The sequence below is a fragment of the Campylobacter sp. RKI_CA19_01121 genome (genome assembly GCF_025771295.1).
Lineage (GTDB): Bacteria > Campylobacterota > Campylobacteria > Campylobacterales > Campylobacteraceae > Campylobacter_D.
Map to the genome: position 1 here is coordinate 37,833 of NZ_JAKMQA010000003.1, position 14,347 is coordinate 52,179.

11 protein-coding genes are annotated in these 14,347 nt (G+C 31.5%); 3 read left to right on the forward strand and 8 right to left on the reverse strand.

Annotated features, from left to right (window positions below; translation table 11 throughout):
- Positions 1-8: 8 nt before the first annotated feature.
- From motB to polA, 3 genes are read right to left on the reverse strand one after another with little or no spacing between them, the layout of a single operon-like run.
- The gene (gene motB / locus L8T90_RS02010) at positions 9-749 is read right to left on the reverse strand and encodes a flagellar motor protein MotB (RefSeq protein ID WP_263736570.1); all 741 of its coding nucleotides are present in this window, start codon (positions 747-749) and stop codon (positions 9-11) included.
- 10 nt (positions 750-759) lie between these two features.
- Positions 760-1,533 (reverse strand): flagellar motor stator protein MotA, encoded by a 774-nt coding sequence (gene motA, locus L8T90_RS02015; RefSeq protein ID WP_039619177.1) that lies wholly within the window; start codon positions 1,531-1,533, stop codon positions 760-762.
- Positions 1,534-1,545: 12 nt separating this feature from the next.
- Entirely contained in the window at positions 1,546-4,185 is a 2,640-nt protein-coding gene (gene polA, locus L8T90_RS02020) for a DNA polymerase I (protein ID WP_263736571.1), read from the reverse strand.
- A 129-nt stretch (positions 4,186-4,314) separates the two neighbouring features.
- Between polA and L8T90_RS02025 the strand changes: the two genes are divergently transcribed.
- The gene (locus L8T90_RS02025; protein ID WP_263736630.1) at positions 4,315-5,670 is read left to right on the forward strand and encodes an MFS transporter; all 1,356 of its coding nucleotides are present in this window, start codon (positions 4,315-4,317) and stop codon (positions 5,668-5,670) included.
- Positions 5,670-6,674, forward strand: coding sequence for a nucleoside hydrolase (locus tag L8T90_RS02030; protein WP_263736631.1), 1,005 nt, complete (start codon positions 5,670-5,672; stop codon positions 6,672-6,674). The genes L8T90_RS02025 and L8T90_RS02030 overlap by 1 nt, the downstream gene beginning before the upstream one ends.
- On the opposite strand, the gene L8T90_RS02035 is transcribed toward L8T90_RS02030, so the two are convergent.
- A complete protein-coding gene (locus L8T90_RS02035) occupies positions 6,630-7,073 on the reverse strand; it encodes a YqaA family protein (protein WP_263736572.1) in 444 nt (147 codons plus the stop codon). The two genes, L8T90_RS02030 and L8T90_RS02035, sit on opposite strands and share 45 nt — an antisense overlap.
- A 275-nt stretch (positions 7,074-7,348) precedes the next feature.
- On the opposite strand from L8T90_RS02035, the gene trpB reads away from it, so the two are divergent.
- The gene (gene trpB / locus L8T90_RS02040) at positions 7,349-8,524 is read left to right on the forward strand and encodes a tryptophan synthase subunit beta (RefSeq protein WP_263736573.1); all 1,176 of its coding nucleotides are present in this window, start codon (positions 7,349-7,351) and stop codon (positions 8,522-8,524) included.
- An 18-nt stretch (positions 8,525-8,542) separates the two neighbouring features.
- On the opposite strand, the gene uvrA is transcribed toward trpB, so the two are convergent.
- The 4 genes from uvrA to ubiE are packed head-to-tail and all read right to left on the reverse strand — an operon-like array spanning position 8,543 to position 14,340.
- Entirely contained in the window at positions 8,543-11,368 is a 2,826-nt protein-coding gene (gene uvrA / locus L8T90_RS02045) for an excinuclease ABC subunit UvrA (RefSeq protein WP_263736574.1), read from the reverse strand.
- Positions 11,369-11,389: 21 nt separating this feature from the next.
- The gene (serC, locus tag L8T90_RS02050) at positions 11,390-12,466 is read right to left on the reverse strand and encodes a phosphoserine transaminase (protein ID WP_263736575.1); all 1,077 of its coding nucleotides are present in this window, start codon (positions 12,464-12,466) and stop codon (positions 11,390-11,392) included.
- A gap of 12 nt (positions 12,467-12,478) precedes the next feature.
- Positions 12,479-13,642 carry an exodeoxyribonuclease VII large subunit gene (gene xseA, locus L8T90_RS02055; protein ID WP_263736576.1) on the reverse strand — a complete coding sequence of 388 codons (1,164 nt, stop codon included), beginning with the start codon at positions 13,640-13,642 and terminating at the stop codon, positions 12,479-12,481.
- On the reverse strand, positions 13,639-14,340 hold the full coding sequence (gene ubiE / locus L8T90_RS02060; protein WP_263736577.1) for a bifunctional demethylmenaquinone methyltransferase/2-methoxy-6-polyprenyl-1,4-benzoquinol methylase UbiE: 702 nt from the start codon (positions 14,338-14,340) through the stop codon (positions 13,639-13,641). Before ubiE ends, xseA begins: the two co-directional genes overlap by 4 nt.
- Positions 14,341-14,347: the final 7 nt, after the last annotated feature.

The following is a 14,347-nucleotide window of genomic DNA, read 5'->3' on the forward strand; positions in this document are numbered from 1 at the left end:
GTAAAAACTTATTTGTTATTAAAAGCTCCAATTTGATCTAACACTGACTTTCTAGTTTGATTATCTGAAGAATCTACGCGGATATAAAATTCGACTCTATTGTTTATTTCATCTTCTTTGTTTGCACTCAAAGGATAATTTTCACCAAAACTAACCACTATAAGCTGAGCTGGATTAATTCCTCTAGCAATCAAATAATCAGCCACAACTTGAGCTCTTTTACTTGCTAAATCAAAATTTCTTTTAGGATCTTTATCACTTGCATCAGTATAACCTCTAAGTTCCATTTGAGCTTGTTTTGGCATTCTTTTTAAAACTTCGCTAATACGTTTTAGAAAATCTTGCACATCAGCAGAATCAATTTGTGTACTACCCCTAGCAAATTCAACCCTTGCAGGCAAATTTAAAACGATATTATTTTCTCTTTGATCTAATGCTGCTTTTAATTTTTCTATATTTTCTTGTTGGGTGATACTTAATTTTTTAAGCTTTTCAAGCTCTTCAACATTTGCATTAGATGGTGCACTGTATTTATTATGCACTTCACTTTCTTTTTCTAAAGGATTTGAAGCAGTAAATTCAAAAATTTTAACAAATTCAGTTTTTAAAGCCTCAGTTTTAGCGGGGTTACTTTCAGAAATCGCCCAAAGAGCAATAAAAAGCGCCAAAAGCAAACTTAAAAAGTCTGCATAAGGCACAGCCCATTTTTCACCTGCTGGACATTCTGGACATTTATGTTTTTTTCCCATTTTTTAACTCTTACTTATCAAATTGAGAAATTCTAGGCTCACCTTGTCCAAGGTAATTAAACAATTTAGCCTCTAAATCTCTAGGGTTAGCTCCCTCTGCAATACTTACTATAGCATGCGAGATAACTATCCTTTCTTTAATGAGCTCATGAGCATTAGCTTTGATTTTATGACCCCAAGGTCCAAATAAAGCATAAGCACCAAAAATTCCAGTTACCGTTGCAGTAAATGCTCCTGCAATACCTGCTGCCATAGCTTGAGGATCATCTAAAAGTTGCAAAGCAAGCATAAGCCCCATAACCGCACCAACAAGTCCCATAGTAGGGCAAGTCTCACCAAAACGTATCCAATATTCAGCAGTTTCTTTATAGTATTCTTCCATTTCTTCTATTTGGATTTCCATGCTTTCTTTAATCTCTTCTACACTCTTACCATCAACCATCATCATCATAGTTTCTTTTAAAAACTCATTATCAATTTCATTAGTTTTTGATTCTAAAGCCAAAAGCCCATCTCTTCTTGCTATGATAGAGTATTCTACAAGCTCAGCTATCCTTTGACTTAAATTTACCCCTGCACCTTTAAAGGCAAGTTTTAATTCTTTATAAGCTGCTTTAACAAATTTTTTATGCGTTGCTGTCATCGCACAAAAAGCCGCAGTTGGAACCACGATCAAAAACGAACTTAAGTGCAAAACATGTAAAGGGTTACCACCCTCTAAAATATCCCCCACAGAAATACTAACAACAGCTAATACCATCCCAAGTATGGTTGAAAGATCCATTAATTATTCTCCTTATTTTAATGCGCCCCAATTTTTGGCAATACTTGATGAAGTTTTTAATTTAACTTTTAATTTTACAATATTTTCCATAATATCACTAGCATTTTTTGCAAATTCCTCACAAAGTTCATCTTTTACTTCAAAAATAAGCTCATCATGGATTTGTAAAATCAAGCGTTTATTTTCATCTAAATCTTTTGCAATTTCTATCATTGCAAGTTTTATTATATCGGCAGCAGAACCTTGAAGTGTAGAGTTAATGCTCTCTCTTTCATACATTGCCACATGCATAGGCTTTGCATTTTCAAAGTCAAAATAACGCTTACGGCCTAGTAAAGTCTTTATAAAACCATTTTGCTTAGCTTCATTTTTTACCTTTTCAAAATAAGTTTTTATACTAGTAAAATTCTCAAAATATTTTTCAATATATTCTTTAGCTAACTTTGCTTCTATTTTTAAATTTTGACTCAAAGTCTTATAACCCATACCATAAATAAGACCAAAATTTATGCTTTTAGCAATACTTCTTGTCTCATAATCACTACGGTTAAAAATCATAATAGCAGTTTTTGCATGAATATCCTCATTGTTTGAAAACGCTTCTAATAATTTCTCATCTTCACTAAAATGCGCTAGCATTCTAAGCTCAATTTGTGAATAATCAAGTGAGATAAAACTAAATCCTTCTTTTGCTACAAAACAGGATTTATAATCTTTAGCATATTGACCATGTGCAGGGATATTTTGCAAATTTGGATCTTTTGATGAAAGGCGTCCCGTGGTTGTTCCTGTTTGTAAAAAACTAGAATAAATTCTTGAGTTTTCATCTTTTTTAGCTAATTTTAACAAAGGTTCGCAATAAGTAGAAACTAATTTTGCAAGCTCTCTATAAGCTAAAATTTCTTTCACAATCGGATGTTCATCTAAAATAGCATTTAAAACCTTTTCATCAGTAGAATAACCTGTTTTACTTTTTTTACCACTTGGTAACTTTAGTTTTTCAAATAAAATATCCCCTACTTGTTTAGGAGAGTTAATATTAAATTTTTCACCCGCTAAATCATATATTTTTTCACTAAGTATTTTTATATCTTGATTAAAACTTTGCATTAGGCTTTCAAGCTTTTGAGTATCAAGTTTAATGCCATTATTTTCCATCATAATAAGCACTTTGATAAATTCAAACTCACTTTTTTGCGCAAGCTCAAACAAAGGCTTTTCTAAATTTTTTAAAAAATACAAATAAAATCTTAAAGTAACATAAGCATCCTCGGCTGCATATTTACAAGCTTTTTCTACATCCACTCCTGCAAAGCTTTCTCCTTTTTTTACCAAGTCTTCAAAATGCAAAGTCTCATAATCAAACAATCTTTTTGCTAAATCATCCATATTTACACGCAAACTTGGCTCTTTAAGCCATGCAAGTATCATAGTATCAGCATAGTTTTTTGGAGGAAGTAAATTAAAATTGTTTTTTATAATCTCAAAATCATATTTAAGATTATGACCTATAACCATGCTTTGATAGATTTTTTCTATACCCTTTTTAGCCACTTGCATAGAAATTTGCTTACAAACACCTAAATAATCATGTGCAAGTGGTACATAAAAGGCTTCACTTTCATGAAAACAAAAACTAAACCCTACTATCTTAGCTTCTTTAGTATCTAAGCCCGTAGTTTCAGTGTCAAAAGCAACAATACTTTGATCATCAATTTTTTCTAAAATTTCAAATAATTCTTTCTCATCTAAAATTAATCTTGCATTAAATCCTAAATTTTTATCTTTATTAGTAGGATTAGTGCGTAGTTTTTTTAACAAAGCATTTAATTCATAATACTCTAAAATATCCATAATCTTAAGCAAAGGTTCATCTTTTGGATACTCACAGTTTAAAAGCATATTTTTCACATCTAAATCTTCGTACAAAGAAGCAAGTTTTTTGCTCAAAAAGGCATTTTCTTTACCTTCAAGAAGCAAATTTCTGTTTCTTTCATTACGCACTAGTGTTAAGTTTTCATAAATTCCTTCAATACTTTCAAACTCATCAAGTAAATTTTTAGCTCCCTTAGCACCAATTCCTTTTACACCTGGGATATTATCTGAGCTATCTCCACATAGAGCTAAAAAATCTCTTATTTGGCTAGGTTTTACCCCATATTTTTCCAAACATCCTGCTTCATTATAATCATTTTTTGAAATAGGACTATAAATACTAACTTTATCATCTTTTATAAGTTGATATAAATCTTTATCTTGAGTAATAATTCTTATAAAAATATCCTTATTTTCACACTCTTTAACCAAAGATGCGATGATATCATCAGCCTCATAGCCTTCGCAAGAAAAACTTGAAAAACCCATTTTTTCTATCATTTGAATGCAAATTGGAATTTGAGCTAATAAATCAGGTGGAGGTGGGGTGCGGTTGATTTTATAATTTGGATCAATTTCACTTCTAAAAGTTTTTCCTTTGCTATCAAGAGCAAAAATAATCATATCACTAGGATGTTCATTTTTCAAACTATAAATAAAATTAGCAAAACCGCTAATCATATTACTAGGTTCGCCTTTTGAATTTTTCAAACCCTTTAAAGCATAAAAAAGCCTAAAGAAAAAGCCAAAAGTATCAATTATGGTTAAAGTTTTCATTTTTTTCCTATATTAAAAAATAATAATAATTATCGCCCAAAATTATTTAAAAGTCGGTAAAAAGTATTAAATTTCCATTTTAAGCATTTTAGATAAAATTATCATTTTGAAATTTCAAATAAAGGTTTAATCTTGCAAACAAAATCAATCGCGGATGAAAATTTTCAAACTCCACAAGGAAAAAAGGCTTTTAAAAAGGCTGTGTTTTCATGTTGGCTAGGAACTGCTATGGAATATGCAGATTTTGCACTTTATGGCTTAGCTGCAGCTACTGTTTTTTCAGAAGTTTTCTTTCCTGAGCAAACTCCTGTTATAGCATTATTGCTTAGTTTTGTTACTTATGGTATAGGTTTTATTGCTAGACCTATTGGAGCTTTATTTTTTGGATATTTAGGAGATAAATACGGAAGAAAAAATGTATTGATGGGCACCATTGCATTAATGGGTATTTCAACTACTTTAATTGGTTTTATACCAAGTTATGCAGTAATTGGAATTTGGGCTCCTATATGTTTGGTTATTTTGCGTTTTATGCAAGGCTTTGGCGCAGGCGCTGAGCTTTCAGGTGGAACTGTCATGCTTGGAGAATATGCTCCTAGTAAGTATAGAGGTTTAATCTCTTCTATCATCGCTCTTGGATCAAATAGTGGAACCTTGCTTGCAGCTTTTGTGTGGCTTTTAGTTACAAACATGGATGATGCTAGTTTTAAAGAATGGGGATGGAGAATTCCTTTTATAGGAAGTATCTTCATAGCACTTTTTGCTGTTTATATGCGTTTAAATGTAAAAGAAACTCCTGTTTTTGAAAAACAAAAAGAATTAATGCTAAAAATTCGTCATGAAAATGAAGCACATATGAAAAAAGATGAAAGAACTTTTTGGCAAAAAAGTCGTGCATTTTGGACTATGGTGGGTATAAGGATAGGAGAAAATGGGCCATCTTATCTTGCACAAGGCTTTATAGTAGGCTATGTAACTAAAATTTTACTTCTTGATAAATCAGTAGCCACAACTGCTGTTGTTATCGCTTCTTTAGTGGGATTTTTGGTTATACCTTTAGCGGGATATTTAAGTGATAAATTTGGAAGACGCATTACCTATAGAACCTTTTGCTTGCTTTTAATGCTTTATGCCTTCCCTGCTTTTATGCTACTTGATAGTAAAAATGAAATTATTGTAATTTTAACTATCATCGTAGGTATGTCTTTAGCTTCTTTAGGGATTTTTGGTGTGCAAGCTGCGTGGGGTGTGGAGCTTTTTGGAGCAAAAAATCGCTATACCAAAATGGCACTAGCAAAAGAATTTGGCTCTATACTTTCAGGAGGAACTGCTCCCATGATAGCTTCAGCTTTGCTTGCTTATTATGGCACTTGGTGGCCAATAGCCTTGTATTTTGTTATCACTGCAGGAATTGGTTTTATCACTACTTTCTTTGCACCAGAAACTAGAGGCAGGGATTTAAATTTAATAGAAGATGCGATATGATACGCCTTATTTTAGACACTGATATAGGCAATGGCGTAGCAGGGGCTAATACCGATGATGGTTTAGCCCTTGGGCTTATTTTAGCCTCCAAAGAAATCAAACTTGAAATGATTAGCACTTTAAGTGGTAATGTACAAGCTTTAACCGCTTATAGCGTTGCTAAAGATTTATTAAATAAGCTTAATCTAGACATACCTTTGTATCTAGGTGTTCATGAAGCTTTATGTGAAGATAGTCATTTTTGGAGACAAAGACTAGATAAAAGCGTAGAAGAGTTTAAGCTTACTCATCTTTGGGATCATATAAAACCTATAAAAATCTTAGAAAACATAAGCCCAAATGCTTGTATGAAAATGGGTGAGCTTATTATGCAAAACCCAGGTGAAATTTCCATTTGCGCTATAGGACCTTTAACAAATATAGCTATAGCGATGAAACTCTTTAAAGATTTTGATAAAAATGTAAAAGAAATTTTTATCATGGGTGGAAGTTTTGATATGCCTTATCATATCAAAGATACAAATTTTGGTTTTGATCCTGAAGCTGCTAGTATAGTTTTAAACTCAAGAGCTAAAATCACACTTGTTCCTTATAATGCAACAATGCAAACTATGCTCACACATGAAGATTTAAATGCTTTAGAAAATCAAAATCCTCTTTGTGATTTTTTAGTACAGACTTTAAGAGTTTGGATTGATTATGCGAGCAAAACAAGAGGTACAAATGGCACATGGATACACGATGCATTAACTATTGCTTATATGCTTGATCCTAATTTAGCAAATTTTGATGAGTATTTAGTAGATGTCATTTGTGATAGTACTTTTGCTAGAGGAAGCACGATAAGGTGTTTTAAAGATGCTAAAATGCCTATGAAAAATCATGAATTAAAAAACACTATAAAAGTTTTAAAAGATATTGATAATGCTAGACTTTTAAATCTTTTAAAATCAAGACTTTTAAATGGAATTTGCTATGAAAATTACAAAAGCATAACGACTTAATTTACCCAAGGCTATAAAAATACTTGCTTTTAAAAAAGAATACTTAGCAAATCCAAGCCCTAGCGCAAAAAGATCTCCCACTATGGGTAAAAAAGTAAAAAAAGCATACAAAGAGCCAAATTTTTTAAAGTTTGCATTGATTTTTTCTAATTTATGTAAAGAGTTTTTAAAATATTTTTCTAAAATTTGACTCTCTCCAAAATAAGCTAACGCATAAGTACTTAAACTACCCAAAGTATTTCCCAAACTTGCGACAAATAAAACCATATAAGCATTAAAATCTAATTTCACAAAAGCAAGCACAAAAGCCTCACTTGCCATAGGCAAAAGTGTGCTAGAGAGAAAACATACTATAAAAAGTCCTATATAGCTTATGTCATTATATAAAAAATCAAACATTACAAATTTTCTTAGTATTTATTTTCCAAATTATCATTTTAAAGAATTTTTAATAATAATTATCTTAGAATGTAAAGTCATTTGGCAATTTTTTAAAAGGAAAAGCTATGGAAAGGAAAAAATTTTCTAAACTAAATTTAGAATACTCATTTAACAAAGCTTCTTTTTCTTGGCGTTAAGCCTACTACTACATTTTCAATCATTTTTTATTTTACATTTTTAGTTTTAGTTGATCATTTTTGATTTTATATTGTTAATCATTTTAAGGAAATACTATGAAAAAATATTACGGAAAATTTGGCGGGCAATTTGTGCCAAATGAAGTAAAAATAGCATTAGATGAAGTAGAAAAAGCTTTTTTAAAACTCAAAAAAGATAAAGATTTTAACACAGAATTAAAAGAACTCTTAGTTAATTATGTAGGAAGACCTACACCTTTATACCATGCTAAAAATTTAAGCAAGCTTTATAATCATGAAATTTATTTAAAAAGAGAAGACTTAACTCACACAGGAGCTCATAAGATCAACAATGCCATAGCTCAAGCCTTAATGGCAAAGAAAATGAATAAGAAAAAAATTATTGCAGAAACTGGAGCAGGACAACACGGGCTTGCAACCGCTACTGCAGCAGCACTTTTGGGACTTGAATGTGAGATATTTATGGGAGCTATTGATGTAAAAAGACAAGCCTTAAATGTCTATAAAATGGAGCTTTTAGGAGCAAAAGTTCATGCGGTAGAAAGTGGAAGTAAAACTTTAAGTGATGCGGTGGATGAAGCTTTAAATTTTTGGGTTAAAAACACCAAAGAAGTATTTTATGTAGTAGGAAGTGCAGTGGGGCCTTATCCTTATCCGCAAATTGTTACGCATTTTCAAGGTATTATAGGTAAAGAATGTAAAATGCAACTTAGAAAATTAAATAAAAAAGTAGATTACATCATAGCAGCAGCTGGAGGTGGTAGCAATGCTGCTGGAATTTTTCATGCATTTTTAAAAGATGAAAAAGTTAAACTCATAGGCGTTGAAGCAGCAGGTTTAGGAAAAGATACACCTTATCATGCAGCCACACTTACTAAAGGTAAAGAGGGTATTATCCATGGTATGAAAACTAAGGTTTTACAAGATGATAAAGGAAACATTGCTCATACTTTTAGCATCTCTGCTGGGCTTGATTACCCTGGCATAGGACCTTTGCACGCATATTTACAAGAAAGTAAAAGAGCAAGTTATCATGCTATTAGTGATAATGAGTGTATTAATGCTTTAAAATTATTATGTAAAGAAGAAGGTATTATACCCGCTATTGAAAGCTCACATGCATTAGCTTATTTAGAAAAACTTTGTCCAACTTTAAAGAAAAAAAGTGTGATAGTTGTAAATCTTTCAGGAAGAGGCGATAAAGATATGCAAAGTATTTATGAGTATAAAAAAGGTGAAATTTATGGTTGAAGGATAACTTCAACCAATTTATTTTTTTGTGCTTTTTAGCTCTAAATTTAGATAATACCCCGTATAAGAACCACTTTTTTCATGATTCTTAGCAAGTTCTTCAACGCTACCTTTAGCTATAACCTTACCACCTTTAACCCCACCTTCAGGTCCCATATCGATGATATAATCAGCATTTTTAATCACATCTAAATTATGCTCTATCACAAACACACTATTTCCAAGATCGACTAAATGTTGCAAAACTAAAATAAGCTTATTAACATCTTCAAAATGAAGTCCTGTTGTAGGTTCATCTAAAATATAAAGAGTTTTTCCCGTATCACTTCTGCTTAATTCTTTAGCTAGCTTAATACGCTGAGCCTCTCCGCCACTTAAAGTAGTTGCATTTTGTCCTAAGGTAAGATAATCAAGCCCAACTTTTACCAAAGTATCAAGCTTTTGTTTTATTTTTGGTACAGAAGTAAAAAACTCACTTGCTTCAATAATACTCATATTTAAAACATCAGCTATGCTTTTACCTTTATATTTAATCTCTAAAGTTGCATCATTATATCTTTTACCATTACATACATCACAAGTTACCATCACATCAGGCAAAAAGTGCATTTCTATTTTAATCTCACCATCGCCACTACACTTTTCACATCTTCCACCTTTAACATTAAAAGAAAAACGCCCTGCTTTATAGCCTCGCATTTTAGCTTCTTTGGTGGCTGCAAAAAGATTACGAATTTCATCCATAGCACCTGTGTAAGTAGCAGGATTTGAACGCGGGGTTCTTCCTATAGGACTTTGATCAAGATAAATTACCTTATCAAGTTTTTCTAAACCTTCTATTTTAGCCCCGCTTAGTTTTTTAACTTTTTTAGCACGGTTAAGCTCTTCTTTTGCAAATGGAAGTAAAGTTTGTAAAATTAATGAGCTTTTACCACTTCCTGAAACGCCTGTAATTGCTACAAGATTGCGTAGTGGAAAATCTACGCTTAAATTTTGAATATTATTAATACTCACATCTTTTAAACTGATAAAATCTTTTTGTTCTCTGTTTTTTTGATGAGCAATTTGCTTTTTACCACTCATATAAAGGGCGGTTTGGCTTTTGCTTTTTAACAATTCTTTATAAGTTCCACTAAATACAACCTCACCACCAAATTTACCAGCATTTGGACCAATATCTACGATAAAATCTGCCTCTTCTATAGTCATTTTATCATGCTCAACTACGATTAAAGTATTGCCCTTTTGCTGAAGATTTCTTAAAGTTTTAATGAGTTTTGCCGTATCTCGCTCATGTAAACCAATACTAGGCTCATCTAAAACATACATCACCCCGCTTAAACCACTACCAATTTGAGATGCTATACGAATTCTTTGAGCCTCACCCCCACTAATGGTTCTTGCATCACGCCCTAAAGATAAATACCCAAGTCCTACATCATAAAGAAAAAATAATCTTTCATTGATTTCTTTAAAAATAGGTTTAGCTATCAATCTTTCTTGCTCACTCAAATATGCAAAATTAGCTTCTTTTGAAAAAAATGCAGTGGTATTTTCTATACTCATATCTAAAATTTCACCCAAATTTTTCTCAGCTACTTTTACAGCTAAACTCTCAGCTCTTAAACGATGACCATTGCAATCTTTGCAAGTTTTTTCACTCATATACTCGCTTAAATCTTTTTCATCTTTTAGCATTTCATAGGCATATTTAACCGCACCTTCAAATTTACGACTTAAGCGATGTCTTTTCCATAAAAAGTTAATTTCCTTGGCATTACCATAAAGTACTAGACGCTTTTCTTCTTCACTTAACTCATTATATGGAATTTTTACCCTGATATCATTTTGTTCACAAAAGGCCATTAAAAACTTATAGTAATAACTTTTATTAAACCCATATAATAGCTTTATAGCTCCTGCTTCTAAGCTTAATTCTTCATTGATAAGCTTTTTCATATCTAGCGTATATCTTATACCAAGACCATCACAACTTGGACAAGCACCTTTTGGAGAATTAAAAGAAAAACTCAAAGGTTCAAGCAAAGGAAAAGAAATTTTACAATCAAAACAAGCATTATGCTCACTATAATGAAAATGCCTAGGTATGTTTAATTCTTCATTATTTAAAACTTCAATTTCCACTTCACCAAAGCTCTCGCTAAGCCCTTTTTCTATATCGCTTGCAAGTCTTGCTAGCATATCATCTTGCACTTGGAGTCTATCTATTACAAGTTTTATTGTATGTTTTTTGGTTTTAGCAAGCTCAATATCCTCATCAAGACGCGTTAAAACCCCATCAATTTGTGCTCTAACATAGCCTTTTGCGACTAAATTTTCCAAAAGATCTGCAAAAGTTCCTTTTTTTTCTTTGATCAAAGGCGCATAAATGATGATTTTTGCCCCTTTTGGAAGCTTTAAGATTTCACCTACGATATCTGCTGCACTCATAGATGAAATTTTTTGACCACATTGATGACAATGTTGTGAGCCAATCCTTGCGTATAAAAGTCTTAGATAATCATAAATTTCAGTAATAGTTCCAACGGTTGATCGAGGATTTTTAGAAGTTGTTTTTTGATCAATAGCAATAGCAGGAGTTAAACCTTCTATTTTATCAACATTTGGCTTACCCACTTTATCTAAAAACTGCCTTGCATAAGCACTTAAACTTTCAATATAGCGACGTTGTCCTTCTGCATAAAGCGTACCAAAAGCTAAAGTGGATTTACCACTTCCACTAAGTCCTGTAAAAACTATGAGTTTATTTTTAGGAATTTCTAGGTTGATATTTTTAAGGTTATTCTCTTTAGCACCAATGATACTTATTTTGTCATTATTCATAAAAATCCTCTTTTTATCAAATCAAGCATGTTTTTTAGCAAAATCTTTCATAAATTCACTTAACTTTTGAACCTTTTCAATGCTGATAGAATTATAAATACTAGCGCGAATTCCACCTAAAATTTTATGCCCTTTAAGACCTATCATACCATTTTCTTCAGCTTCTTTTACAAAAACTGGCTCTAAGTTTTTATCACAAGCTATATTAAAACTAACATTCATTAATGATCTATCCTCTTTTTTGGCATGACCTTTATAAAAACCATTACTCTCATCAATCACATCGTATAAAATTTTAGCCTTTTGTATGTTTTGCTCATTGATTTTATCTAAGCCGCCTTGATTTAAAAGCCATTTCATTTCAAGATTAAACATATATATAGCAAAGGTTGCAGGTGTATTAAATAAAGAATTATTTTCAGCATAAACACTGTATTTTAACATGCTAGGTATATTTTTATTTTTACTACGCTCTATCATATCTTTACGCACAAATGCACAAGCAAGTCCTGAAATTCCCGCATTTTTTTGCACACCACCAAAAAGCATAGCAACATTAGAAAAATCTATCTTTTTAGAGAAAAAATCACTAGAAGCATCAATTATCAAAGGACTTTTAGTCTTTGGATAGCTTTTATACTGAGTTCCATAAATGGTATTATTAGAGCATATATAAGCATAATCTGCATTCTCACTAAATTCAAATTGTGGGATATGATCAAACTCACTTTCTTGGCTACTTGCTACTATTTTTGTATTTACTCCTAAAATTTCAGCCTCTTTAATAGCTTTTTTAGTCCAAACACCAGTATTGGCAAATTCACAAACTCCACCCATATATAAATTCATAGGTATCATAGCAAATTGCAAACTAGCTCCACCTTGCATTAAAAGCACTTCATAATCATCATTTACACCATAAAGCTCTTTTGCCATTTTAATAGCTTCAAAATGCACTTCTTCAAAAACCTTTCCACGATGAGAAACTTCCATAATAGAAAAGCCTTTACCATGATAATCAAACAAATGCTCCTGTGCCTCTTTTAAAACCTCATCAGGCAGATTTGAAGGACCTGCACTAAAATTCATTACTCTCATTTTGTCTCCTTTTTATAGTATTTGAGCTTCTTTACTCTCATTTATTGAGCAAAGTTTTATAATATCTCCTTTTTTTAGTTTTTCAAGAGAGATATTTTTGCCATCTTTTTGTAAATTTATCAAATTTTTACTTTTATCAAAGAAATTTTTATGCTGAGTTAAAAGCTCTTCAAAATTATTAAGTTTGTTTTCATAGTTTAATAATTTTAAATTTAAAACGCTCTTTAGTTGACTTTGTAAAAAATCAAGCTTTTGTTTTCTAAGAAAAAAAGCATTTTCTAAAGATTTCGCTTTAGCTAAATTTTGCAAATGATCGATTTTATTTTGATAAAACTTAAGATGGTTTAGCATTTGATTTTTAAAACGTATAGCAAGCTCATCAAGTCCTTGTTCTAAGCTAAGTTTATTTGGAAAAATCATATCAATAGCCGCACTTGGAGTTGGTGCTCTTAAATCTGCTACAAAGTCACTAATAACATAATCAATCTCATGTCCAATAGCAGAAACAATAGGCGTTTTTAAAGAAAAAATACATCTTGCAAGTTCTTCATCATTAAAACAAAACAAATCTTCTCTGCTCCCGCCACCTCTTGCTAAAATAATCGCATCTAAATTAAACTCATCAGCTTTTTTTAAAGCATTTATCAAAGAATTTGGAGCGCTTTGTCCTTGAGTGAGTGCATTAAAAATAGTTATTTTACAAAGATTGTATTCTTTTTGTGAAATTAGCTTTAACATATCTTGCAAAGCAGCTGAAGTAAAAGAAGTGATTATGCCTATTTTTTTAGGAAATTTAGCAATGCTTTTTTTAGCATTTGTATCAAACAAACCTTCTTTTTCAAGCTTTTCTTTTAGGGCTAAAAATTTAGCTTCTAAATCCCCAAGGCTTGTTTTTTGCATACTTTTAGCGATAAATTGATACCTACCACTTGCTTCATATAAACTCACATAACCTCTAAGATCAAGCATATCACCAACCTTAGGTTTAGCTTGAACAAATTGATTAAAACCTTTAAACATCACACAAGCTATACTTGATTTTTCATCTTTTAAATCAAAATACCAATGCCCTGAACTATGAATGGTAATTTTAGAAATTTCCCCACTAAGCTCTATATCATCAAGATGAAATTCTAATAAGCTTTTAGCTTTTAGATTAAGTTCTGAAACTTTCATTTTTTTCTTGCAATAAACATAGAACAAACACCAAAACTAAAGCTTTTATACTCTAGCATTTCAAAATGCCCACTCAATTCTTTGATAAATTCTTCTTTGCTTAAAAAATCTTCTATAGAATTTGGTAAATACTCATAAGCGCTATAATTTTTACTGATAAATCCACCCACTTTTGGCAAAATATTTTTTAAGTAAAAATCTCTACAAGCAGCTATAAAACCACCCTGCTCTCTTTTGGTAAATTCAAGTACAAGTAAAATCCCATCCTTTTTCAACACTCTTGCAAATTCTTTTATAGCTTCTTTCCTATCTACCACATTGCGTATGCCATAACTTATACTTATGATGTCTGCACTTTCATTTTCGAGTGGAAGTTCTTGTGCTTTTGCTTGTACAAAAGTCGCATCAGGAATTTTTTTCCTAGCCACTTCAAGCATACCCGCACTTGGATCAACCCCTTTTATACTCGTAATGTTTTTATTTGCTTTTAAGGCTTGATTTTGCCATTCTATAATCATATCGCCCGTACCACAAGCTACATCGATAATATCAAGTTCATTATTAGAAAATTTAAAAACATCCAAACAAGCTTTTTTTCTCCAACTCACATCACTTCCAAAACTTAAAATTCTATTAGCCTTATCATAAGTTGGTGCTATATCATCAAACATTTTAACTATTTTTTCTTGTTTTTGCATGTTTTTC